The organism is Azonexus fungiphilus (genome assembly GCF_003634965.1).
Lineage (GTDB): Bacteria > Pseudomonadota > Gammaproteobacteria > Burkholderiales > Rhodocyclaceae > Azonexus > Azonexus fungiphilus.
In genome coordinates, this window is sequence record NZ_RBXP01000001.1 from 124,725 (window position 1) to 148,452 (window position 23,728).

Annotated in this window: 20 protein-coding genes; 14 read left to right on the forward strand and 6 right to left on the reverse strand. The window is 53.8% G+C overall.

Going from position 1 to position 23,728, the window contains the following annotated elements:
• Nucleotides 1–49 precede the first annotated feature (49 nt).
• The 11 genes from DFR40_RS16865 (at nt 50) to DFR40_RS00675 (ending at nt 15,656) form a co-directional block, all read left to right on the forward strand.
• Nucleotides 50–283 (forward strand): hypothetical protein, encoded by a 234-nt coding sequence (locus DFR40_RS16865; protein WP_147431266.1) that lies wholly within the window; start codon nt 50–52, stop codon nt 281–283.
• Between the two features lie 11 nt (nt 284–294).
• A complete protein-coding gene (locus tag DFR40_RS00630) occupies nt 295–867 on the forward strand; it encodes an HD domain-containing protein (protein WP_121456557.1) in 573 nt (190 codons plus the stop codon).
• Complete coding sequence (locus DFR40_RS00635; RefSeq protein WP_147431267.1) at nt 864–1,337, forward strand: hypothetical protein; 474 nt, start codon at nt 864–866, stop codon at nt 1,335–1,337. Before DFR40_RS00630 ends, DFR40_RS00635 begins: the two co-directional genes overlap by 4 nt.
• A gap of 18 nt (nt 1,338–1,355) precedes the next feature.
• The gene (locus tag DFR40_RS17205; protein ID WP_211329701.1) at nt 1,356–2,156 is read left to right on the forward strand and encodes an NUDIX hydrolase; all 801 of its coding nucleotides are present in this window, start codon (nt 1,356–1,358) and stop codon (nt 2,154–2,156) included.
• Between the two features lie 94 nt (nt 2,157–2,250).
• Nucleotides 2,251–2,436 (forward strand): hypothetical protein, encoded by a 186-nt coding sequence (locus tag DFR40_RS00645; protein ID WP_121456559.1) that lies wholly within the window; start codon nt 2,251–2,253, stop codon nt 2,434–2,436.
• A 3-nt stretch (nt 2,437–2,439) separates the two neighbouring features.
• A complete protein-coding gene (locus DFR40_RS00650) occupies nt 2,440–5,634 on the forward strand; it encodes a helicase-related protein (protein WP_121456560.1) in 3,195 nt (1,064 codons plus the stop codon).
• Nucleotides 5,631–6,407, forward strand: a complete 777-nt coding sequence (locus DFR40_RS00655) for a DUF4391 domain-containing protein (protein WP_121456561.1) — start codon at nt 5,631–5,633, stop codon at nt 6,405–6,407. The genes DFR40_RS00650 and DFR40_RS00655 overlap by 4 nt, the downstream gene beginning before the upstream one ends.
• Before the next feature lie 3 nt (nt 6,408–6,410).
• Entirely contained in the window at nt 6,411–8,534 is a 2,124-nt protein-coding gene (locus DFR40_RS00660; RefSeq protein WP_121456562.1) for a GmrSD restriction endonuclease domain-containing protein, read from the forward strand.
• An 84-nt stretch (nt 8,535–8,618) separates the two neighbouring features.
• The gene (locus DFR40_RS00665) at nt 8,619–10,481 is read left to right on the forward strand and encodes an ATP-binding protein (RefSeq protein WP_211329702.1); all 1,863 of its coding nucleotides are present in this window, start codon (nt 8,619–8,621) and stop codon (nt 10,479–10,481) included.
• Between the two features lie 12 nt (nt 10,482–10,493).
• Nucleotides 10,494–12,401: a site-specific DNA-methyltransferase gene (locus tag DFR40_RS00670; protein ID WP_121456563.1), complete on the forward strand. Its 1,908-nt coding sequence runs from the start codon at nt 10,494–10,496 to the stop codon at nt 12,399–12,401.
• 168 nt (nt 12,402–12,569) lie between these two features.
• The gene (locus DFR40_RS00675) at nt 12,570–15,656 is read left to right on the forward strand and encodes a type III restriction-modification system endonuclease (protein WP_121456564.1); all 3,087 of its coding nucleotides are present in this window, start codon (nt 12,570–12,572) and stop codon (nt 15,654–15,656) included.
• Nucleotides 15,657–15,689: 33 nt separating this feature from the next.
• Here DFR40_RS00675 and DFR40_RS00680 read toward each other — a convergent pair whose 3' ends face one another.
• Entirely contained in the window at nt 15,690–16,715 is a 1,026-nt protein-coding gene (locus tag DFR40_RS00680; protein WP_121456565.1) for a hypothetical protein, read from the reverse strand.
• A gap of 88 nt (nt 16,716–16,803) precedes the next feature.
• Here DFR40_RS00680 and DFR40_RS00685 point away from each other — a divergent pair, with 88 nt between their 5' ends.
• Complete coding sequence (locus DFR40_RS00685; protein ID WP_121456566.1) at nt 16,804–18,069, forward strand: competence protein CoiA family protein; 1,266 nt, start codon at nt 16,804–16,806, stop codon at nt 18,067–18,069.
• A gap of 22 nt (nt 18,070–18,091) precedes the next feature.
• Entirely contained in the window at nt 18,092–18,403 is a 312-nt protein-coding gene (locus DFR40_RS00690; RefSeq protein ID WP_121456567.1) for an integration host factor subunit beta, read from the forward strand.
• Between the two features lie 23 nt (nt 18,404–18,426).
• On the opposite strand, the gene DFR40_RS16870 is transcribed toward DFR40_RS00690, so the two are convergent.
• Nucleotides 18,427–18,954: a PIN domain-containing protein gene (locus tag DFR40_RS16870; RefSeq protein WP_147431268.1), complete on the reverse strand. Its 528-nt coding sequence runs from the start codon at nt 18,952–18,954 to the stop codon at nt 18,427–18,429.
• Nucleotides 18,951–19,670 carry a hypothetical protein gene (locus DFR40_RS16875; protein ID WP_147431269.1) on the reverse strand — a complete coding sequence of 240 codons (720 nt, stop codon included), beginning with the start codon at nt 19,668–19,670 and terminating at the stop codon, nt 18,951–18,953. Before DFR40_RS16875 ends, DFR40_RS16870 begins: the two co-directional genes overlap by 4 nt.
• A 383-nt stretch (nt 19,671–20,053) precedes the next feature.
• On the opposite strand from DFR40_RS16875, the gene DFR40_RS00695 reads away from it, so the two are divergent.
• A complete protein-coding gene (locus DFR40_RS00695) occupies nt 20,054–20,794 on the forward strand; it encodes a toll/interleukin-1 receptor domain-containing protein (RefSeq protein ID WP_121456568.1) in 741 nt (246 codons plus the stop codon).
• Nucleotides 20,795–20,983: 189 nt separating this feature from the next.
• Here DFR40_RS00695 and DFR40_RS00700 read toward each other — a convergent pair whose 3' ends face one another.
• From DFR40_RS00700 to DFR40_RS00710, 3 genes are all read right to left on the reverse strand, one after another.
• Nucleotides 20,984–21,940, reverse strand: coding sequence for a hypothetical protein (locus tag DFR40_RS00700; RefSeq protein ID WP_121456569.1), 957 nt, complete (start codon nt 21,938–21,940; stop codon nt 20,984–20,986).
• 159 nt (nt 21,941–22,099) lie between these two features.
• The gene (locus DFR40_RS00705) at nt 22,100–23,269 is read right to left on the reverse strand and encodes a hypothetical protein (protein WP_147431270.1); all 1,170 of its coding nucleotides are present in this window, start codon (nt 23,267–23,269) and stop codon (nt 22,100–22,102) included.
• Nucleotides 23,270–23,278: 9 nt separating this feature from the next.
• Complete coding sequence (locus tag DFR40_RS00710; protein WP_121456618.1) at nt 23,279–23,557, reverse strand: helix-turn-helix transcriptional regulator; 279 nt, start codon at nt 23,555–23,557, stop codon at nt 23,279–23,281.
• Nucleotides 23,558–23,728 lie beyond the last annotated feature (171 nt).

Consider the following 23,728-nt stretch of genomic DNA (forward strand, 5'->3'; position numbering starts at 1 on the left):
CGGCTGTCATACTGCCTACTGAATTTTGGTAACACAAGGAGGGAATTCGATGACGACTACGATCCTGCTTGCCGCTGCATCTTGTTTGATGATTAGCAATCCAGACCAACGGGCCTACTGCAAAGCACTGGAGTCAGGACGGCAAACCGATTGCACGGCCATTGCCGATTACGCCCTGAGAACGCGATGCAAAACCAAACTCGGCGGCGAACCGGCCAACTGCTACACCATTTCGGATACCGAGCAGCGAACACTCTGCTTGGCAAAAGCAAAACGAAGCTGAAAGGAACCTCGATGCTGACTGAAAAATTCGCCGCAGCGGTCAATATGGCAGCGACCGCCCATGCCAAGCAGGTTCGCAAGGGTAGCAATACCCCTTACATCGCCCACCCACTCGGTGTTGCCTCGTTGGTATTGGAGTTTGGTGGCGACGAAGAGCAGGCGATTGCTGGGTTGTTGCACGATGTGATCGAGGATGGTGGCCCGCAATTCATTGAACCTATCCGAGAGCAATTTGGCGAGCGGGTTTTGTCGATGGTCGAAGCATGTACCGATGGCATCCCCGATGCAAAAGGGGTGAAAGCCCCATGGCGAGAGCGTAAGGAAAAATATCTGGATCACCTTGGGGCAACCGCTACCGATGCCCTGCTGGTCTCCGCGGCTGACAAGCTCTATAACGCTCGGGCCATCCTGGACGATTTGCTTGATCCATCTGTCGGACGAGCCGTTTTTGAACGTTTTTCGGCCAGCAAGGAGGAAACGCTGTGGTACTACCGTGAACTAGGAAGGATTTTCAGTGATCGGCAAAGCCCTGTAGCGCATCGCCTGAATGCAACCGTGATCGAAATTCAACGATTGGCCGCTTGAATATGGATCACTGTTCGCACTGCCACGCCATCCTTGGAGAGCAGCGGGTACTGCTGGATCGGCGTATCGAGGTCATGACTTTCTCGGGTGACATACCCAAGGCAACCGTCCTGGGTTGTGACGATGGCTACGCTTTCTGTAGCCAGGACTGCTGGCACAAGCATCAGCCGACCATTATTGAGCAGTTGAAGCTGACACAAACCTACCCCGTATTCGATGTGCTCAGCGACTGCTGCCGCTGTGGTGCCCCGGTTGATCGCCGACAGGCATACGTGATGTATGCCTTGATGGAAGCAACGCTGGAATCGAAACCTTGGCTCAAGAGTTGTTCTGTTGAGTCAGACGAGGAGTTTGCGGTGTTGTGCCAGCAATGCGAGTTTCCCAATTTCGATAGTGCGGAACATGACACCGAGGAATGTGGGCCTGAGTTGATTACTGCTGGCAACGTGGTGTGCGAGAAGACTGAATAATCTTGGGAGGATAAGAATATGTGGCTATTCACTACCATCGGCTTTTTCAGCGCCGTTCAAAAGCCTGGCACAGATTTCATCACGATCCGTGCTCGGGTTCGCAACGATCTGGATAATCTGCGAGAGAAGTATCTTCCCGATCTATCTCCGACCATTGCCAAGGCTGGGACAGATTACCCATGGAGGGCAACAGTTGCTCATGCCAAGTTCGCCGAAGCCCTCAGCAAAATTGCCTTGGATATTGACTACGGCAACTTCAAGGATGAGGTTGCCAAGCAACAAGGAAAATCACGCGCCCATCGCTATGGCAAGGTCTGGTCAGCTTTGTACGACATGCTGGAAGAAGCGCCCAAGAAGGTGCTGAACTGGAGTAACCCGATTCCCCCTGGAAAGAAGGTGGCCTACGGTGGTGTGGTGTTCGATAGCAAAGGCAATGTGTTGTTGCGCGAGCCCAAAAACCACTACGACGGTTATGTTTGGACCTTCCCAAAGGGGCGTCCTGATCCTGGTGAGACGCCTGAGCAAACTGCACTACGGGAAGTGAAGGAAGAAACCGGCGTCGATGCAACGATAGTTGGCATCCTGCCTAGCGATTACCTGGGCGGTACGACGGTCAATCGCTACTTCATCATGCGCGGCCCTGATGGGGCAGGGTTTGTTGCCGCCGATGACCCTGAAACTGCCGCTGTGAAGTGGGTCGGAATTGATGAGGCTGCTGATTGCATCAATAAGACAAGCAACCTTACTGGCAGGGCTCGGGATTTGAACGTGCTCGCAGATGTTCGGCAATTTAAAATTGCTGAGAAAGCAGGAGATTAACTACAGCCATATTGCTACTGTCCGATGAATTTATTTGGCATTGTTTGTTGTTTCAAATGGCAGTACATTGGCAGTCTTGCCAACGAGGCCCGCCATGCCACGCCAAAAGAACGAAACGCTGACTATCAGGACGACTGCCGAGATTAAAGACTTGTTGCGTCAGGCAGCGGAGCGCGAGCATCGCTCCCTGGCCTCCATGATCGAGGTGCTGGTTAGGGATTACTCCAAGAAGGCCAAGCTGCAACCGTCTGCGGCATCGCAGAACGCAGGGGAGAACTAGCTCATGCGGTTGCTCAAAAACACAGGCGCTGATCGCGTCATCGACCTGCTTGATCCGAAGCTGCAGAAGGACGGTCAACTCGATATTGTGACCCCGGAGTTCTCGCTGTTCGCGTTCTCGGCGCTGCAGGCCAAACTGGCGACAATCAGGCAGAGCAACATCGTTATTCCTTCCATTGATGGCGAACTAAGGTTGATGGGTAACGAAGCAGACCGACCGGCCAGGAACCAGTTGTTGTCGCGTTGGCTGGCGAAGCGATGTGCGGAGTGGGCCAAAGGAAAGGCCGAGATTCGCGTTGCCAGAGGCAAGGTGCCGCAAGGTGTGGCGGTCGTTCGTGACTCGAATGGCGCTGCCCAGCAAGTGGTGATGGGCTCCTTCGGGCTAACCAGCGATGGCCTGGGAATTACCCCCGGTAACCCCCTTAACCTCATCCAGGCATCCGATACGGCTGATGAAGCTGCGATGTTGAGCCAATGGTTCGACATGCAGTGGAACAGCCTCCCTCACGATGAAGCCAGCAAGCAGGCGTTTATCGAGTCGTTGGAAACGCTGGCTGCGGACTGCCCGCCATTTACGCTCTACGCGCTGATTCTTTCCCATCTCTTCAGCCATGCCGAAGATGAAATGGATGAGGAGCGCATCGTCAAATCGGCCACCGGCATCCGCAATACGCTGGTCTGGAAGAAGCTGTACAAGTTCCAGCGTGATGGCGTCGTCGGTGCCATCGATAAGCTGAACCGGTTTGGCGGCTGCATCATTGCCGACAGCGTTGGTTTGGGGAAAACCTTCGAGGCCTTGGCAGTCATCAAGTATTTCGAGCTTCGCAACGACCGGGTGCTGGTGCTATGCCCGAAGCGTTTGCGCGACAACTGGACGCTCTACAAGGCCAACGACAAGCGCAATGTACTGGCTACCGACCGCTTTAATTTCGACGTACTCAACCACACAGACCTTTCGCGGGAAGGTGGAACGTCGGGCGATATTGACCTTGCCCATGTGAATTGGGGTAACTACGATCTGGTGGTCATCGACGAGTCGCACAACTTCCGCAATAAGGCCACGCACAAGGGCCGCGAATCCCGCTATGACCGACTGATGCGCCGGATCATCCAGGAAGGCGTCAAAACTCGTGTGCTGATGCTGTCGGCCACGCCAGTCAATAATCGCCTTGCAGATCTGCGAAACCAGATCGCCTTTGCCACCGAGGGCGACGACACGGCATTGATGGAACATGGCATCGCCAGCATCGAGGCCACGACGCGTAAGGCGCAAGCGCAGTTCAACCGCTGGCTAAGCCTCGATGACGAGGAGAAAACACCCAGTCGCCTTGTTGAAATGCTGGGTTTCGACTACTTCACGCTGCTGGATCACCTGACCATTGCGCGCTCTCGCAAGCACATTCAGAAATACTACGGCACGACGGAGACTGGCTCCTTCCCGGTGCGACTGCCTCCGATCAACATCAAGCCCGATGTGGATCGTGCTGGCGAATTCCGCTCTATTCGTGACATCAACCTGGAGATTCGTCGGCTGAATTTGGCGGCCTACGCACCACTTCGCTACGTTCTGCCGCACAAGCAAGCTGACTACGACGCCAAGTACAGCACCCAGATTCGGGGCGGCGAAAGCTTCTTCCGGCAGGTTGACCGTGAAGAAAGCTTGATCCACCTGTTGCGCGTCAATGTCCTGAAGCGCATGGAAAGCGCCGTGTCGTCCTTCACGCTCACTGTTCAGCGGCAACTCAAGGATGTGGAAGCTACGCTGGCACGTATCGAGGCCCACGATCCCGAGATAGAGGAACTGGACATTGCCGATGTGGATATCGACGATCCTTCGTTTGAAAGCCTCCTGGTTGGTCGCAAGGTCAAGGTGCTGCTGACTGACGTTGATCTACTGCGCTGGCGGCATGACCTGATCGAAGACCGCAATCGCCTCGCTGCTCTTTATGCAGCAGCCAAGCAGGTTGATGCGGCTCGGGATGCCAAATTGACCGCTTTGCGCGAAGTCATAGCCCACAAGTGCCAGCATCCAACCAATGCAGGCAACAAGAAAATCATCATCTTCACGGCATTTGCCGATACCGCAACCTACCTGTACGAACAGCTATCGGCCTGGGCTAAAGCTGATCTTGGCATTGAAAGTGCCTTGGTGACTGGCTCAGGACGGAACCAGACCAGCCTGCCACATCTCCGCAAGGATCTTGCGTCCATCCTGACCGCCTTCTCGCCACGATCCAAGGAGCGCCCCGCCGATCTGGCGCACGAAGGCGAGCTGGACTTGTTGATCGCCACCGATTGCATCAGCGAAGGCCAGAACTTGCAGGACTGCGACTGGCTCATTAACTACGACATTCACTGGAACCCGGTTCGCATCATCCAGCGGTTTGGCCGTATCGACCGCATCGGTTCGCCCAACGAGCGTATTCAACTGGTGAATTTTTGGCCGAACATGGAGCTGGACGAGTACATCAATCTCGAACAGCGGGTCAGCGGTCGTATGGTCTTGCTCGACATTTCGGCAACCGGCGAAGAAAACCTGATTGAACAGCAGTCCGGCAACCCCATGAACGACCTGGAGTACCGCCGTAAGCAACTGCTCAAACTGCAAGACACGGTGATTGACCTGGAAGATCTGTCTTCCGGCGTGTCGATTACTGATTTGACGCTGACCGACTTCCGTATCGACCTGGCGCAGTACCTCAAAGCACATCCCGGTAAACTCGAATCCCTGCCACTGGGTGCTTGCGCCGTAACCACCAGCATGGATGCTGACATTACGCCAGGTGTTGTTTTTTGCCTGCGGGCCGAAGGGGCCGCCGCACAGAAGATTACCGATGCGGGCTACCCGTTGGCCCCGCATTTCCTCGTTCATGTCAGCGAAGCGGGATCAGTTGAGCTTCCCTACACACAGGCAAAGCGCATCCTGGATTGGCTCAAGCGCGTCAGCCTGGGCCGTGACACCCCTGACTCGGCGGCCATCCACCGCTTCGACAAGCAGACCAAGCAGGGTGCAGACATGGCTTCTGTGCGGCAATTGTTAGCGGCTGCCGTAGCCTCGATTGTCGGCAAGAGTGAGGAACGGGCGATAGCCAGCCTGTTTTCGCCGGGTGGAACCCATGCCTTGAAAGGTGAATTCGCTGGCAGTAACGATTTTGAGGTTGTTGCCTACATGGTGATCCTGCCGGAGCAGTTGGCTTGACCGTCAGTTTCGATCTTCCTCGTCTCGTTACAGCTTTGGGCTACCCAGAGAGTGCTGCGGTCAACCAGCGTATTCCCAAGAAAATGCTGGTCGAAACGGGGGTAGCGGCGGCAGCGGATAAACGCGCCATTACCGACGGCATCGACGAGATTCATTGGTTGGCAGCACTGAAGCCGGTAACGGTTGGGATACCGGCCTATCAGGATGAGGCCCGTGATTACCTCGAAATTGCCATCCTGAGCATCAAGCTGCGCCCGGAAGCCAAGGCCAGCCGTATCGCCGAACTGGTCCATCGTGCCATTCCCTATCCCACATTCCTGATGGCGCACTCCCAGGGTGGTATCAGCATCTCGCTGGTGCATAAACGCTGGGCGCAAAACGAAGCTGGGAAGACTGTGCTGGACGGCGATGTACTTGAGGCCAACCTGCGTTTTTCAGACCGACCCGGCCTGGTTCAAAGCTTTTTCGATGCCCTGTCGCTGGAAAAGCAGCCGCGCCTGTCTCTTCACGCGCTTTATCAAGGCTGGATAGACGCATTGATAGCTTGGCAGGCTTCAGCTTTAACGGGGTGTTTTGAACTGAGCACTTCCGCCGCTCACGCAGCTATGCGCCGTGCGGCCCTACATCAGTTCCGCGAACTGGACGCGAAGATTGCGAGCTTGCGCTTGTCAGCCAGCAAGGAAAAACAAACTGCCCGCCAAGTGGCTGCCAACCTCGAAATTAAAGCGTTGCTGGCCGAGCGCCAGCGTGTTGCCGACAATATTAAGGGATAAAAAATGAAGGCTACTGAAGCCAATTTGCTGACGTTTTTACAAAAGTCGCCTCAGTTTGCGATACCGATCTATCAGCGTAATTACTCATGGACCAGCGCCCAGTGCCGCCAACTTTGGGCCGACCTGCTACGTGCAGGGCGAAGCGCCAACATTAATGCCCACTTTATCGGGGCAGTGGTTTATGTCAAACGAGGTCAAGAAAATGTGGTGGCACAAGAACCGCTGATGGTTATCGATGGGCAGCAACGTTTGACGACCAGCACATTGCTGATTACTGCCCTAGCCAAGCATTTTGAAGACAAGGGCATTCCAGAGTTGTTGGAAGCCTTTTCAGCCAAAAAGCTCCGCAACTACTATCTGCTCAATCCCTACGAAGACGGAGAGCGTCACTACAAGCTGATCCTTTCGGAGACCGATAAAGACACGTTGCTGGCGATTTTGAATAATGCGCCGATGCCTGCTGAAGCTAGTCACCGTATTGTCGAAAACTACGAACTCTTCCAGGAACTCATCGACGCGCACCACTCTGAACTGGAAGCCATTTGCCGAGGTCTTTCCAAGCTGGTGATTGTGGATGTTTCACTTGACCGCTCACAAGACAACCCGCAGCTAATCTTTGAGAGCATGAACTCCACCGGACTGGAACTCAGTCAGGCGGATCTTATTCGCAACTACATCTTGATGGGGCTTGAGCAAAAGCTGCAAACGGACCTATATAGGACGTACTGGCGACCCATGGAGAAAGCATTCGGGCAGACAGCCTACGGAGTGCATTTTGACCCCTTTATGCGTCATTACTTGACCGCAAAAACTGGGGAAATCCCAAATGTGCGCGAGGTCTACACCGCATTCAAAAGCTTTGCGGCCAGTTTTAAAGGCGATATCACCAGCCTCGTCGCAGACATCCACTCATACGCCACTTATTACTGCGCCATGGCCTTGGGTGCAGAGCAAGATAACGCACTCAAGCAAGCCTTCCATGACCTCCGCGAGTTGAAGGTTGATGTAGCCTATCCTTTCCTTCTCGATGTCTATCATGATTTCAAGCAGGGGCGGCTGTCCGCTGAAGAAGTGCTTGCCATTGTGCGACTGGTAGAAAGTTATGTGTTCCGGCGAGCGATTTGCGCGATACCCACAAACTCGCTGAACAAGACATTTGCGGGCATGAGCCGCACCCTGAAGAAAGACCGTTATTGGGAAAGTGTGAAGGCTGCATTTCTTTTGTTGCCTTCCTATCGCCGCTTCCCCAGTGATGAAGAATTTCAGCGCGAAGTTAAGTTGCGTGATCTGTACAACTTCCGCAGCCGCAGCTACTGGCTTCGCCGCCTTGAAAACCATGGCCGCAAAGAGCGAGTGGTGGTTGAAGACTACACCATCGAGCACATCATGCCGCAGAACGAGGCGCTATCGCCCGAGTGGCAAGCCGAGCTTGGAACCGAATGGCAGCGAGTACAGCAAACATGGCTACATACCCTGGGCAACCTTACCCTGACGGGCTACAACAGCGAATACAGCGACCATTCTTTTGCCTACAAGCGCGATCAGGTCACAAGCAAAGAGGGTAAGAAGATCGGTTTCAAGTACAGCCCCTTGAATTTGAACGAAGGGCTTGGGGCTGTTGAAAAGTGGGATGAAGAAGCTATCAAGGCCCGTGCAAGCAGATTGGCGGGTGAGGCAGCCAAGGTTTGGACTGCACCACAATTGGCTGCTGATGTGCTCGATGCTTACCGCCCCGTGGCGGGAACAGTGGGGCAGCAATACACCATTGCCGATCACCCACATTTGCTTTCCGGCGCGATGCAAGGGCTCTTTGACGCTCTCCGCAAAGCAATCATTGCGCTTGACCCTTGTGTGAGCGAGGAGTTCTTGAAGCTTTACGTGGCTTACAAGGCAGAAACCAACTTTGTCGATGTGGTTCCACAAGCCAAGCGTTTACTGCTTGTGCTTAATCTGGGCATTGAAGACATCGAAGACCCCAAGAAGCTGTGTCGTGATATTTCAAACATTGGCCGGTGGGGCAATGGTGACGTAGAGGTTGGTCTGTCCAACATCGACGATCTGCCTTACGTGATGGGTCTGATTCGCCAATCGTTCGATCATCAAATGGGCGGGCCGCAGGATGCATGACTTCGCTATTGCACGAAATGCAACTTCAATCTGCTCACGAACAACTGTAAAGACTGCTTTTAGAGCAGAAATAGCGAGCAAAAAATGATGCGAAGTGCAGAAGACCTCTTACAGGAACTGATTTCCCTCGATGAGTCCCACCGAATCGAGGCCAAACGCTGTACGCAGGTGGATCGTTCGGTGATGGAAACGGTTTGCGCCTTTTCCAACGAGCCGGGGCTGGGTGGTGGCTACCTATTGCTTGGTGTGGTTCGTGACGAGCAAGATTTCTTCAAGAACGCCTATACCGTTTCCGGCATCAGCAACCCAGATAAAATCCAATCGGATCTGGTCAGCCAATGCGCCAGCGTGTTCAACAGGCCAATTCGGCCACGGGTTTCTGTTGAGGAGCTGAATGGAAAAACGGTGGTTGTGGTGTATGTACCTGAAGCTGCCGCCACCGATAAGCCCGTTTACCTGACGAACTTTGGTCTACCGAGAGGCGCATTCCGCCGCATAGGCCCAACCGATCAAGAAGGCTCAGAGGACGATCTGATCGCCCTGTATAGCGGCCACCAGATGGACACCTATGATGGGGCTGTCCTGTCGGATGCCGATTTGGACGACATTGACCCTCAGGCTTTGGAGGATTACCGCGCTCAGCGCAAGCAAATCAATCCGGATGCCGAAGAATTGTCCTGGTCCAATGGGGATTTGTTGCGATCTCTCGGGTGTGCCAAAAAAGAAGGGGAAGTGCTGAAGCCAACTGTGGCGGGTATTCTCCTGTTCGGTACGTCCATGGCGTTGCGGCGTTGCTTCCCGATGATGCGTATCGACTATATCCGCGTTCCAGGCAGAAAGTGGGTGGAGAACCCCGAACACCGTTTTGACACGCTGGAAATTCGTGCGCCGATGTTCACGGCAATTCGCCGGGCGACGAATACCGTGCGCGATGAACTACTGCAATCCTTCTCTTTGCCCGAAGGTGCATTAGCTAGAGAGGACGAATCAACGCTGCCCCAGCGGGTGATTCGTGAGGCGATTGTTAATGCGGTCATGCACCGCAGCTACCGGATTCACGGTGCCATCCAGATTATTCGCTACGCCAACCGGCTTGAAATCCGGAACCCCGGCCATTCGATCAAGGCAGAGGAACAACTGGGGGAACCCGGCTCAGAAACACGTAATCCACGTATCGCCGCCGTGCTGCATGAGGTCAATATTGCGGAAACCAAGGGCAGCGGTATTCGTGCCATGCGTGAAATGATGCTGGCGAATGATCTTTTGCCTCCCACATTTGAATCGTCACGACGCCCCGACCAGTTTGTCGCCACCTTCCTCTTCCATCATTTCCTTGGGCCGGATGATTTGGCTTGGCTGCGTCGTCTAACCACTGAAGCCATTTCAGACGAAGAGGCTCGTGCGCTGGTTTTTGTCCGGGAGCTTGGAGCTATCGACAATGCGGCTTACCGGGCCATCAACAGTACGGACACCCTAAATGCATCGGGCCATCTTCGCCGCTTGCGCGACTTGGAACTGTTGCAGATGAAGGGTAGCGGTAGCCGGACTTATTACATTCCCGGCCCGAAATTTGTGGCCAACCAAACGCCCAGCAGTGACAATACACACCAGCTCGCAACGAATACACACCAGTCGTTGGCCAATACACACCAGCTTTTGCAAAATCCACTCCAGGGTAATGCAACGCCTTCCGAAGATCTGATGGCTCGTATTCGTAGTGCAGGTAGCAAGCCACGCCGGGACGTACTCAGGAGCATCATCGTTGATCTCTGTGCTTGGCAGCCATCCAGTGCTCGTGAGTTGGCTGGTTGGTTGGGACGTACTGACCACAAGCACTTGGTGCGTGAACATCTGACACCGATGGTCCGTGATGGGCTACTTGAATACACCATTCCGGAAATGGAAAACCATCCGGATCAACGCTACACCACTGTCAACGATGAATAAGCCGTGAATACCATGCAAAAAATCGAAGCCAATAGCCCCGAAGCACAGTCGGCCAATATCGTCGCCGACAACCTGGCCCAACTGAAAGCCCTGTTTCCCGAACTGGTGACGGAAGGCGCGAATGGCCCGGCGATCAACGTCGATGTGTTGAAAGCATTGGTGGGCGATCAAGCCGTGACTGATGCCGATGAAAAATACGGTCTGAACTGGCATGGCAAAAAGAAGGCACGGCAGATTGCGCTGACCCCAAGCACCGGCACCCTGCGCCCCTGCCCGGAGGAAAGCGTTGAATGGGAAACGACGCGAAACCTCATGATTGAGGGCGACAACTTGGAAGTGCTGAAGCTGCTGCAGAAGAGCTATGGCAACAATGGCGGGCAGGTCAAACTCATCTACATTGACCCGCCGTACAACACCGGCAAAGACTTTGTTTATCCCGATAACTTTCAGGACAACATCAAAAACTACCTTGAGTTGACCGGGCAAACGAAAGACGGCGCGAAGCTCACCACCAATACCGATGCCAGTGGCCGTTTTCACACCGATTGGCTGAACATGATCTATCCGCGCTTAAAGTTGGCGAAGAATTTGTTGCGTGACGATGGTGTTGTGTTCGTCAGTATTGCCGACCACGAAATACACAATCTCCGGGCAGTGATGAATGAGGTATTCGGTGAAGAAAATTTCGTTGCAGCAGTAATTTGGCAGAAGGTTTTTTCACCCAAGAATTCGGCACGGCACTTTTCAGAAGATCACGATTACATCGTTGTTTATGCGAAAAACGCAGAGACTTGGACTCCACGACTGCTTCCGCGTACTGAGGAGATGGAAGCGCGGTACGCAAACCCAGACAATGATGAGCGTGGCCCGTGGACTTCTGGTGACCTTTCTGCACGAAATTTCTATGGTGAAGGGACATACCCAGTTACCTGTCCATCAGGGCGCGTAATTGATGGACCTCCTCCTGGAACATATTGGCGTGTCTCCAAAACGAAATTTGAGGAGATGGATCGTGATGGACGGATTTGGTGGGGGGCAGATGGCGGCAATATGCCCCGTCTGAAGAGATTTCTCTCAGAGGTGAAATCGGGCAGGGTTCCCCAGACATTATGGACTTACGAAGAGGTTGGTCACACGCAAGAAGCCAAAAAGGAATTGATTGCCACTGTCAATTTTCCAAATTCCGATGTGGTATTCGATACGCCGAAACCCACCCGGCTACTGCGCCGTATCCTGCAGATTGCAACTTCACCAGAGAGCAATGACCTGATCGTTGATTTCTTTGCTGGTACGGGCAGCACTATGGATGCGGTGTTTCAGCAAAATGCCGAGGACGGCGGAAATCGTCGCTGCATCCTCGTTCAACTGCCTGAGCCTTTGCCTGGGGCTGAGAGTGCTGGTTGGATCTCGATTGCCGACATTACCAAGGCCAGACTCATAGGAGCTGGCAAGCGGGTCAAGGAAAACAGTCCGCTGTTCAAAGGTGACGTGGGGTTCCGCGTTTTCAAACTCGACACCTCCAACATCCGCGCCTGGAATCCCACGGTCAACGACCTGAAATCCTCGCTTTTCGACCATCTCGAACACCTTGAGGCTGGCCGAAACAGCGATGACATCCTCTACGAAATCCTGCTCAAGCTGGGCCTGGACCTTTGCGTTCCCATCGAAAAGCGTGAAATCGCCGGCAAACAGGTCAATAGCGTCGGCGCGGGTGTGCTGATGACTTGCCTGGTCGAAAGCATCAAGGCAGTCGAGGTAGAAGCCCTGGCGCTGGGCATGATGGCCTGGCGTGAGGAACAGGGGACGGTCGGTGATACCACGGCGGTCTTCCGCGACAGCGCCTTCGAGAACGATGTCGCCAAGAGCAACCTGGCCGCCATCCTTGAACAGTACGGCATCAAGCAAGTGCGGAGTCTGTAGTGATTCAGTTGTTCGGTTTTTCCGAACAACTGCCGTGCGACACGAGGTGGCGCATAGCTAATGGTGCCTTGGTTTTAGACAAGGATTTAGACGGAAAACGTCGTAGCCAATTGATTTATGTGTTGTCTAGGATCGACACGACAAGTTGAAATTAGACAAGGACGCTGCATGAAACTGCATTTTGAATCTGATCTGCCCTACCAAATCGAAGCTATCGAGGCCGTCTGTGACTTGTTCCGGGGCCAGGAGGTTTGTCGTTCCGTTTTCACGGTCACGGCCCAAGCCTTGAGCGGTGAAGGCACTCAGCAAAGCTTTGAAGGCAAGCAATTCACCGAAAGCGGTGGTATCGGCAATGCCCTGCAACTGATCGTCGATGAGGAATTGAATGAGAACCTGCAGCAGGTGCAGCTTCGCAATGGCTTGCCGCCCTCGTTGCCGCTGGAATCCAAGCAACCGCTCGATTTCACGGTGGAAATGGAAACAGGCACGGGCAAGACTTACGTCTACCTTCGGACCGTGTTCGAGTTGAACCAACGGTATGGCTTCACCAAGTTTGTGGTGGTGGTGCCGTCAGTGGCGATCAAGGAAGGTGTGAACAAGACGCTGCAGATCACCCGCGAGCATTTCGAGGGGCTGTACCCCAGCGCCAAGGGCTACGAGTTCTTTCGGTATGATTCCGACAAGCTTGGCCAGGTCCGTAACTTTGCCACCAGCCCGAACATTCAGATCATGGTCATCACGGTCGGGGCGATCAACAAATTCGGTGACGAGGCGGCAGCACAGGCGGAAGAGTCTGACGAGAGTAGGCGCCGTGAGAAGTCGAAGAACAAGATGTACCGGGCCAGTGAGAAAACGGGCGGTGAGCGCCCCATCGACCTGATTCGGCAGACCAGCCCGATCCTGATCGTGGATGAGCCGCAAAGCGTTGACGGTGGTATCGACGGCAAGGGAAAGAAGGCGTTGGCGCACATGTTGCCGCTTTGCACCCTGCGTTATTCAGCGACGCACGTGGAAAAGCACAACATGGTGTTCCGTCTGGACGCCGTGGATGCCTACGAGCAGCGGTTAGTGAAGCAGATCGAGGTGGCTGCGGCCACCGTGCAGGGCGGTAACAACAAGCCCTACGTGAAGCTGCTTGCGGTCAACAACAAGCGAGGGGTGATTTCAGCCAGCATCGAAGTTGACCGTGAGAACGCGGCTGGTGTGGTGCGTCGGGACGCGATTACCGTTCAGGATGGTTTCGATCTGGAGCAGGAAACCGGGCGAGCCTTGTATGCCGGCATTCGCATCGGGGAAATCCGCGCCGGTAGCGGCAAGAAAAGCAGCGACCAGTTTCTGGAACTGAAGGTGCCGGGCAACGAGGTATTTCTGCGTGTCGGCGAAGCCTGGGGCGACGTGGATGCCAGCGCCGTGCATCGGGAGATGATTCGTCGCACCATCAAGGAACACCTGGACAAGGAAAAGCGCCTGCGGCCCCTGGGGGTGAAGGTGCTGAGCCTTTTCTTCATCGACGAAGTGGCGAAATACCGGCAATACGACGAGCAAGGCAACCCGGTGAAGGGCGAATACGCCACGATCTTCGAGGAAGAGTACAAGCGTTGGGCGCGTCACCCCGATTACCAGAGTCTGTTTGGTGAAATCGACCTGGCGACGGCTGCCGATGAGGTGCACAACGGTTATTTCTCCATCGACAAGAAGAAAGTCGGCGGTAAAACGGTCGAAATGGTCAAGGACACGAGCGGCACAACGGCTGCCGACGACGATACCTACAACCTCATCATGCGCGACAAGGAAAAATTGCTCTCCTTCGAGTCGCCGCTGAAATTCATCTTCTCGCACTCCGCGCTGAAGGAAGGTTGGGATAACCCGAACGTCTTCCAGATTTGCAACTTCTCAACCCGCGAAACCGAGCGGTGGCGTCGGCAAACGATTGGCCGCGGGCTGCGCCTGTGCGTCAATCAGAAGGGTGAGCGGCTGCGTGGTTTCGAGATCAATACGCTGACCGTCATTGCCACGGAAAGCTATGAGCAGTTTGCCGAGAACCTGCAGAAGGACATTGAAAAAGACACGGGGATTCAGTTTGGCGTGGTGCATGACCACGAATTCGCCGGGATTCCTGTGACTGCTGATGGCGGAGAAGTGTCGCCCTTGGGCTTCGAGGCATCCAAAACCTTGTGGGGCCACCTCCAGGCGCAGGGTTATATCAGCGACAAGGGCAAGGTCCAGGATTCGCTGAAAACAGCGTTGAAAACGGGCGGCCTGCAACTGCCTGCCGAATTCGAGGCGCAACGCCATCAGATCGTGGCGGTACTGAAAAAGCTTTCCGGCAAGCTGGAGGTCAAGAATGCCGATGATCGCAAACCGATTGCGGTCAGAAAATCGGTACTGCTCAGCCCGGACTTCAAGGCCCTGTGGGATCGCATCAAACACAAGACCACCTATCGCGTTCAATTCGACAACGAAAAGCTGATCGAACGCTGTATCCAGGCGCTGGATGATGCCCCGCCAGTTTCCAAGACCCGCCTGCAGTGGAAAAAAGCAGGGATGGCGATTGGCAAGGCAGGTGTCGATGCTTCGCTGTTGTCGGTATCGGAACCGATCGCCTTGTATGAGTCCGATATTGAGTTGCCCGATGTGCTGACGGAACTGCAAGACAGAACCCAACTGACACGCAAGACGATTGCCCGAATCCTGACCGAGAGCACTCGGCTGAACGATTTCAAGCGAAATCCTCAGCAGTTCATCGAACTGGCCTCGGACGCAATTAACCGTTGCAAGCGCCTTGCCTTGGTCGATGGCATTAAATACCTGCGCCTCGGTGACGAGCACTACTACGCTCAGGAGCTATTCGAGTCGGAAGAGGTGTCTGGTTACTTGCAAAACATGGTGCTCAATACCGAAAGGTCGGTGTACGAGCATGTCGTTTACGACTCGGCCATCGAGCGTGACTTTGCCGAGTCTCTTGAGAAGAACGAGGCGGTCAAGGTCTATGCCAAGCTGCCCGGCTGGTTCAAGGTGCCGACCCCGCTAGGGACTTACAACCCCGACTGGGCTGTGCTGGTGACGCTGGACGGGCAGGAGCGCCTGTACTTCGTCGTCGAAACCAAGGGTAGCTTGTTTGACGATGAACTTCGGGATCGGGAAGGGGGCAAGATCAAGTGCGGTGCCGCGCACTTTACGGCTCTGGCGAGCGAGGCGGATGCTGCGCGGTATGTTGTTGCCCGCTCGGTCGAGGATGTATTTGCCAAGGTATGAGCGATCAGGCTAAGGTTTCCGGAAGAAAGCTTGTTAGTCCAGCCTTACCCCTTGCTTGGTCGCACGATCAAACGAAAACACATGTTCTCGCGGATTTTCTTCGCAGCGTCCGACGATCCGCTTGGGATGGGTTGGCTCTCCCCGCTCCAGTTTGACCATCCATCCACAGATTGGGCATGTAGCAGAATATCGGCTGACATGAATCGTGCTCGCCGTATCGGGGTCTCTGGCTCGGTTGATTTCGATGGTCGCCCCGAACTCCTTCCAGGCCAGTGCCCAATCGGGTGCAATCACGATTCGATCCTCGAATAGCTGAAAAATACCGATGAAGTGCCGATAGGCAATCCACGGGAAGCCAATACCGAGGGCGACTAGCAAAAGGTCTTGGCCGGTGACAGGCTGCGTCCGATACCAAAGCACCAACCATATCAAGAACTCAAAGCAAACGGCGATTATCAGGAATAGGAGCTGCCAAGTGAGGTAGCCATACCGTTTCGATGGCGTCCATTTCAGACCTTTGGCAAACAGGAATTGGCCGAAGGTGGAAAGTTTCAGCGATAAGTCGCGCTTGTAATGAATGCCGTCCGCCTGTGCAGGGATCGCTGGCATGACTTCTGTCATCGCACTACCTGAGGTCTCGGGCAGTGGCCGGGATGCCATTCGGTAATACGCCGGTTTCCCATTCTCTTTCTGGACGATGGGATAGGTATCCAGTCCTGCATTCCGGCTCATTTCGATGAGGGCTGGCTCGATCTCCGGGAGGTAGCGGGTTTCGATTTCCTTCCAGATCGGGCTCAACCATTGCGATGGCTCCTGGTTCGGATTACCACCCAGATCGGTATAGATTGCCTTGGTGCTTACTCGGGATAGCTTGTTTTCCTGGGACGCAGAACGCAGAGCCTCCTGCGCCAGGTAGGCCATGATTTTGCCTGCCCAAATCTGCCGTCTATCTTCCGGGATCGCTGCGATGAGGATTTCGGCGAGTTGCTTGATGTGATTGATGCTGCCTTCCTCAGAATTTTCCTCAAGCAATTGATCTATAAGCTTATTGCCCACCATAAAGCGACCCTCAACTTACCCTTTCTGACTGCAGAAATACGCTGCTCAAGCCTAGCTTGGCTCCTGTCACATCAGGAGGCTGAGCAGAATGAGCAAAGAAAGCAACGGGAAGCATGGTATTCCATTTGGTTGGCATGTGCCGACTCAACGCATGGTTACAGCCCGCGAGGTTGCCAATGGACGTGGCTGCAACTGCGTTTGCATTGCCTGTGGAGCACGGCTTCAAGCGCGACAGGGGGAAATCCGCATTTGGCATTTTGCTCACGATAGCGAAACACAGTGCCAGGTTGCTGCTGAGGCGGCGATTCATCACATGGCAAAGCAATTGATCGCTGAGCGAGGCGCAATTTATCTACCCCACAGGGAGAGATCGAAGGAAATCCACGGGAAGCGAAGAGTTTGGTCCGAGACTATTTGCACCGATGTACAGCAGCCGGGTTTGCACCGCCTGGACGGCTGCCAAGTTGAGAAAACAATCGCCATTCCAGCAGCGCCAGGAGCGACGCTTCGCCCAGACCTGCTTGCAATACTGAACGGCTTACCCCTTGCAATAGAAATCCTCAACACCCATGCCGTGGAACCTGAAAAAGCCACCTGGTTAGAAGAGCATGGATATTCAGTGCTCGAAATCGACGTGCACGACATCGGTTTGCTGCCCCCGGATCAAATGCTGAATGCCCTTGAAGTTCGCTTGTTCGAGACTGCGGACTATTCCTCCTGGCTTTGTCACGCGGCAGATCAGGAAGCAATTCAGACCTTGCAGGACATTGAGGCTGAAGTCCGTGCCAAAAGACAGGCAGAGGAAACGATCCTGCTGGCTCAACTTGAAGCAGCAGAAGCAGCCCAAAAGCGCAGGGAGGAGTTCCTTCGTCAAGTACGCGACATTGATGCCCTGAAGATTCGTGTTGGTGGCTGTACGGTTCGGATCGGCAGGAACTTCGAGCGAGTTTCGCTGAAAGTGTATGGATACGCATCGGATGAGGTTTTTGAAGCAACGAAATCACTGGCCCGCGAGCATGGGGGCCGATTCAACCCGAAAGCCAGATGCTGGGAATTTTTCCGAGACGCAGAAACAGAAAGCTTCTTCGATCAGCTATGTGAGAAGGCACAACAACGCCTGGTTGGTTCCTTCTGGGTCTCTGAGCCGCCCAAGCAGCAAGCAGTAGCCAAGGAAACGATCACTCCCCTGGCTGAACGTCCGTTACCAGTTTTTTTTGATGATCCCGCACTGCAAGAAGCATTCGATGAGCGGGCGGCAATTCTGGAGTTCGATGCTGGCTACGAGCGGCAGCTTGCCGAGCAAATAGCTTTCACTGAGGTCAAAGCTTCTACTACCGCCATGAACCGACCATGAAGGGCTAAAGTAAAATTCGCGGATGACCCGATCCGAATTGACTGCCGCACTGGCCCAGCGTTTCCCTCAACTTGTGCAGAAAGATGCCGAAATGGCCGTCGCAGAGATCCTGGGAGCGATTGCGGCGGCGTTATCAGCAGGAAATCGGGTTGAAATTCGCGGCTTTGGCTCTTTCTCCCTCAACTACCGGCCTCCGCGTACCGGCAGAAATCCGAAGACAGGTGAAAAAGTGGCTGTCCCTGGCAAATACGTGCCCTACTTCAAGGCTGGCAAGGAATTGCGTGAAGTGGTGATTGCAGCGTCGTCAGACAGGACTGGCAAAGTGATTAAGTGATCCAGTTGATCGGCCAGAACGAGTTATTTATTTGTAACTACTAATTCAAGTTTGGCCTGCTTAGCACTTTCCGGTAGTTCAAGGTCCTGAACTCTCTTGGCATCCATCCCAACGCGAAGAGCATTATTGCGGACACCTTCATCTCCCGAAATTACCAAGGTCGCACCGTTCGCTTTCCCAATAGCGACAATCTGCCGGTCGATTTTTACCTTCTGCCAAGGGGAGATACTGCCGTCTTTTTTGTCCCCTCCGCCAAGTGCTGCACGATCAAGTAAGGCACATTCAAAAGCAGATGCTCTATCAAACGGAGCAACATACACAAATGTTTTGCGCTCTAAACGATTAAAGCTCTCTACACCAGCCATATCCGCACCTACGAGATATTCAGCAGCGGCAGGCATCGGAATTATGATTCGCGATTTGGATTTCTCCGCCAATGAGAATAGGTGCTCAATACGGCTCCTGTCATCATCTGATGTGCTCGGGTGCACATAGGCAACTAAAAAGTTGGCATCAATTAGAAAACACTTATGAATCCCTTTTGCGCTCACTGTAGGCCCCGTAATTCCGTCCACTCCGTTTGAGGGTCTGCAAACTCCAGCCAGCCATTGTCTGGTACTTCAGCGATATACCGAAAAACCTCAGAAGGCACCATGTCGTCTAGGTCTTCAAAACTGGTAACGATGCATTTGCCGGATTCTGGAATCCAACCAGAGTCAGTTCGTACCCACTGCCCGTGAAGGTTCAATCGAACCGAGCCTTGCCGGAAACGAAGTACCAACTCTCTCGCCAACGCCTCATCTCGAATTACTAGGCGCATATCCCGATCAAAGTAATCGCGAAGATGAAGATGCATGGTGTCATCAGCACCAACGAGACCTGTAACGATCCCATCTATGGAGCCGTGTTGAAAAACCCTCGATACCTGCTCACTGTCCGCAGGGTTCCCCTTGAACAGGTAAATAACCTTTGACGACGAATCAAGCAACTCGGCTTCAGGTATCCCATCTTCACCCAACAGATTTTGAATTCCTTGAAGGACTTTCGCGGCACGGCTTTTGGGGTCGCTTTTAGCTTGAACAATTCGTGCGAAGGTATTGTTGGTTCGGTTTTCAGGGATGGCTGCTCGAATCCCAACACTGGCGTTCTTAATGCCCTTAAAAACGGGCATATTGTCTTGTCCAAGAAGTTCGGCAAATTGACGAATATATTCACCCAACCGATCCATAGGGAAGCGGTGGGGGTTTCGCTGCGGAATACGCAGCATGTATGTCCAATTTACACGTGGCATATTTTCATCATACCTGATCGAAATTTGCTGTCACCCCCTGAAGCCCGCAAGTCGACGGCGATGGCTCTAGCCTAGGCACCTTGAGGTCAGCGGCAGTAAGGCTGGAAAGCCCTTGCAGATGAAAATGGAACGGCTATCGCCGAGCTACACCACAGCACTGGAAAGTGCTGCCGGCGGTGAGTGCGAGGTAGAGCTGAGGGACGGCAATCGGCCACTGAGGTCATGCAAGCCCGCTGCCGGACTGACCGCAACATATCGAAAAGCGGTCGCAGGACTAGGGGAACTGTTCAATTCCAAAGCGCGAGCGTCGGCCAACTGTGATTGATAGGGTAGACTGCTCAACTCTAGGGGGAATCAGCATGACCAAGCCATACCACGTATTCATTTCCTATGCGACGGAGGATGAGGCATATGCCAATGAGCTGGCCGGTACGCTCCAGTGGCTAGGCTTGTCGGTTTGGTTCGCGCCCATTGCGTTAGAGATTGGTGGCAAGTTGCTGGATTCAATCAACGCAGGCCTGATGGCCTCGCAATACGGCCTGTTGCTCCTCTCCCCAGCGTACGTATCCAAGAAGTGGACAAGCTACGAGTTGGATGTGTTGCACCGTCAGCACATTGAGGAGGATAAGAAGCTACTGCCTATCTGGCATGGCGTAGACAAGGCGCAACTGGACAGCTGGAACCCTGGTCTGTCAGGGATCGTTGCGTTGCGGAGCACAGAAGGCCCGAGCACCATCGCCAAGAAGGTTGCCAACGTGGTCTATCAAGGGTGCCCCATCGTGGGCGTTGATCCGTCCTATGAAAATCCACAATGGCGATTTCTTCAGGGGCGTGGAGAGCTTTACTTGAACAACCGCGATGGCGGTGCGTTCAATATCTTCCATGCCGCCACATTTCCTGACAGTGCCTACCCGATCCACGTCCATGAACGTCCACACAGCCGCCGAGATATTGTGCTGGCGGTCGCTAAAGCCTTGTACTACCGCAGCTACGATGAGTTGAGCCTAATGGATGGCGACCGCGAACGCATGAAGGCCATCTGCAAGCAGCACGGCTTTGACCTCGACGCACCAGGATTTGACCCAGCGATCTACGGTTAGCTTCTGAAAGGAAGATGCCTGCTCTCGAAATCCTCAAGCGTCTGCTCCTGGCCTAATGGCGGTCAGTCGGGAGTAGTGCCAAGTCGACCGCTTGTTGCAGTTGTTGCATGAATTGCAGCCATTGAGTGCAACAAAGAAAAAGCCGCCGTTAAGTGAATAACGGCGGCTTTGCATGGCAGTTACTGGCCCTTAAATATTCTCTCCCATACGCTGTAGCATTGCGGTGGCAGTATGGCGGTTGAACGCCAGTGGCTTAAGCTTTTCTGGCAAGACTGGCTGACTAGTGAGTTTGAAGTTGTTCATCTGATGATTTCCGATCCTCAGTTCCCGCAACAATTGCTTACCCCAATATCCATACATATTCCTTCCTGGCAAATCCCACACGAGAGGGTTGTGCATGGTGCCCGTCTTCAGGTTCTGGTCGAACAACTCAATCTCAACCACAAGCGTAGTCCTGGCGTGTTCGAGAAGCTGATCGCTGATTCGCTCCCGCTCAAAGACTTCGTTATCGTCGTCGCCAAAGTCAAACAAGCAAGGGTCATCCGGGACAAAGAATCGAACCCTCATCCCGCTGTAAAGACGGATCTCCCAAATCATGTCACGCAAACTTCCGGAGCAGGTAGGGGTGGAATAGCTCCGTCCGATGCCCTCCCCTGAGTGAACATTGCTGTCCAGATGATTTACAAGAGTGAACATGGCGTCTCGGGCAGCGTCATGCGTATCAAAAGTAGCGTGAAGCACCTGTTTTACGTGATCCAGCTTAGCGTGATACGGGTTAAACAAGTGGATGAAAGGATCGTTTTCGTAGCTTTCATACCAAGCTTGGCGTAGGGCCTCGAACGCAACTCGCCGTGACGTGTCCATATCATTCCCAGTCAAGATGGTGTGGCCAAACAAGTACTGCGACGGTGATAGGGATACCCGAAATCCCTTGAACTCCCACCCGTTGCTGTTTTTCGAGAAGCTAGGCCGAACCTTATAAATGGCCTCCGTATCGGGTGAGCGGTAATCATCAGGGTCAAAGCCAAACGTCGGCCGCTCCTTTTCGTTGCCCTTTGTGGCGAGTACTCGCTGCAACTGGTACTGGAATTCGTCGACAGTGAATTGTTCAATATTCGGGGAAAACGTAATGTTGATTTGCTTCATGAGTTTTATCCTTCGGAAGGCCAAGCCTGCTGTGCAGGGATGGCTTGGCATTGGTGTTCATTAATGGCTGTAGAAGTCGTTTGAGTCAGCCCATCAGATCGGAAATTTCGCTGGTTTCGTCTTCCGACTCCTTCCTGCGACTAGCCATTGAGCTTTTCGCTATGCCTGGTTTGCCACCTGGAGGTAAGCCGGTTCGTTCAACAGTTTGCAAGGGGCAAACAGGGGGTGGCTGGCAAGCCCGATAAGGAACTCCACCCAGTGTTTCTCCGGCTGCCACCAAGAACAGGGTGGGGCGACGAGGTGTCCTTTAAGGCAATCCTGCAAGGTCTTATCGCCAATCAGTTGAAGTACCGCAGTTGCTCCAACATAGGCAGTCAACGCTGTCGCAATCCTAAGAAAGTCATCCTGCTCAGCATCCTTGGGGAGTTCGGCAATGCTGAGCATCCGCAAGGGGTTCTCATAGGCGGGTAGCTCTGCCAGCGTTGTTACCTCTTCGCCAAGCTTGCGCCGCACCCTGGGCTTGGCCTGCACTTCGACACGAGTAACGTCTTCGCTGCCGCTTACACCGATGACTTCAGATCGTTCGTCAGCCTTGTCGTAGACGGTGGCGTGTTTCTCGCTGGTGTTATGTCCGACATATTCGGTACCCTGCTGGTATAGGCGAGTCAGCCCTTTCTGAAAGAACTTCAAAAAGAACCCTGACTGGGTTGCCCTGCTGGGGACAGGAATGATGCTGGCGATGTTGATGCCGTGAACGTCTACGGCAGCATCGAACATGCTGGCCTTGGCCCGGCCCACAAACGAACACCACGGCTCACCCAGCAGGTAGGAGACCAAGCCTTGAATCAGTTGGCTCTGGCCCGAGTCAAGCTTGCTCGGATTCACGTGAAGGAGGAAATACCCGGCATTCCCAATGGGCTTGTATCGAATTTGCGCGATAGCCTTGTCGCCGTCGTAAATTACCCGGCCCTGTCTATACGGCATCATCTTCGGGGCATTCTTCAACTTCAGTGGGCCTGAGTATTTCATCAGGCGACTCTCGAATTCGATTTGATCCGACTCGTCAATATGTGCCGTTAAATTCAAGCCATCACATACAACTGTGGTTAATACAGTATGTACTGCATTAGCAATCAGTGATGAATCATGGCTAATGCCAGTGTTGATATATTCGGTATTGCTTACATTGCTATGGCTAGAATTGGTTATATTGATTGAGTTGACTGGCTTATTAGTACGACACGATTCGCTATCGCCACTACGCTGCTTGGCAGCCCTATTGCTGATGTCAATCTGCTGACCGTGTTTAATTGATTGCTTCATATTCATGGCAGCTCCTTAAGCAGCCAAGCTGGCACGAAGTTCACCAACGTTCCAGGCGGTGACACGCGATCCGAACTTGCGCGGCACAGGCACTGCTCCCGTTTTCACGTTGCGCCAAACGGTTGCTGCTGAGCAGGCGTACAGCGCCATCACTACGGGGAGGCGAACGTGAGCCTCGTTAGGGAGGCGACTGAACTGTTCCAACAGTTGATGAACGATTGCCCGCCGTGCTTCCGCACGTTGACGAGCCACCAGCTTCTCTTCCTCGGCGAGGACTTTTTCCTTGTTGACCATCACGGCCATCTCCTAAAAGAAGTTAGCCAGCGACCAGCGTTGTGCCTGTCGATCTAGCTGCTGGTTGTTCACAGCTAGAAAAATCGACTAGATGGCCCTGACGGCCAGATGCATCCAGCCCCTCAAAAGAATGCATTCTTGGGCTAAACTTTTTCAAAATAGGGAGGAAAT

What these genes read in the sequence shown, in the direction of transcription:
- DFR40_RS16865 (WP_147431266.1), top strand. Translation starts at nt 50, where the DNA reads ATGACGACTACGATCCTGCTTGCCGCTGCATCTTGTTTGATGATTAGC.
- DFR40_RS00630 (WP_121456557.1), top strand. Translation starts at nt 295, where the DNA reads ATGCTGACTGAAAAATTCGCCGCAGCGGTCAATATGGCAGCGACCGCC.
- DFR40_RS17205 (WP_211329701.1), top strand. Translation starts at nt 1,356, where the DNA reads ATGTGGCTATTCACTACCATCGGCTTTTTCAGCGCCGTTCAAAAGCCT.
- DFR40_RS00645 (WP_121456559.1), top strand. Translation starts at nt 2,251, where the DNA reads ATGCCACGCCAAAAGAACGAAACGCTGACTATCAGGACGACTGCCGAG.
- DFR40_RS00650 (WP_121456560.1), top strand. Translation starts at nt 2,440, where the DNA reads ATGCGGTTGCTCAAAAACACAGGCGCTGATCGCGTCATCGACCTGCTT.
- DFR40_RS00660 (WP_121456562.1), top strand. Translation starts at nt 6,411, where the DNA reads ATGAAGGCTACTGAAGCCAATTTGCTGACGTTTTTACAAAAGTCGCCT.
- DFR40_RS00665 (WP_211329702.1), top strand. Translation starts at nt 8,619, where the DNA reads ATGATGCGAAGTGCAGAAGACCTCTTACAGGAACTGATTTCCCTCGAT.
- DFR40_RS00670 (WP_121456563.1), top strand. Translation starts at nt 10,494, where the DNA reads ATGCAAAAAATCGAAGCCAATAGCCCCGAAGCACAGTCGGCCAATATC.
- DFR40_RS00675 (WP_121456564.1), top strand. Translation starts at nt 12,570, where the DNA reads ATGAAACTGCATTTTGAATCTGATCTGCCCTACCAAATCGAAGCTATC.
- DFR40_RS00680 (WP_121456565.1), bottom strand. Translation starts at nt 16,715, where the DNA reads ATGGTGGGCAATAAGCTTATAGATCAATTGCTTGAGGAAAATTCTGAG.
- DFR40_RS00685 (WP_121456566.1), top strand. Translation starts at nt 16,804, where the DNA reads ATGAGCAAAGAAAGCAACGGGAAGCATGGTATTCCATTTGGTTGGCAT.
- DFR40_RS00690 (WP_121456567.1), top strand. Translation starts at nt 18,092, where the DNA reads ATGACCCGATCCGAATTGACTGCCGCACTGGCCCAGCGTTTCCCTCAA.
- DFR40_RS16875 (WP_147431269.1), bottom strand. Translation starts at nt 19,670, where the DNA reads ATGCTGCGTATTCCGCAGCGAAACCCCCACCGCTTCCCTATGGATCGG.
- DFR40_RS00695 (WP_121456568.1), top strand. Translation starts at nt 20,054, where the DNA reads ATGACCAAGCCATACCACGTATTCATTTCCTATGCGACGGAGGATGAG.
- DFR40_RS00700 (WP_121456569.1), bottom strand. Translation starts at nt 21,940, where the DNA reads ATGAAGCAAATCAACATTACGTTTTCCCCGAATATTGAACAATTCACT.
- DFR40_RS00705 (WP_147431270.1), bottom strand. Translation starts at nt 23,269, where the DNA reads ATGAATATGAAGCAATCAATTAAACACGGTCAGCAGATTGACATCAGC.
- DFR40_RS00710 (WP_121456618.1), bottom strand. Translation starts at nt 23,557, where the DNA reads ATGGTCAACAAGGAAAAAGTCCTCGCCGAGGAAGAGAAGCTGGTGGCT.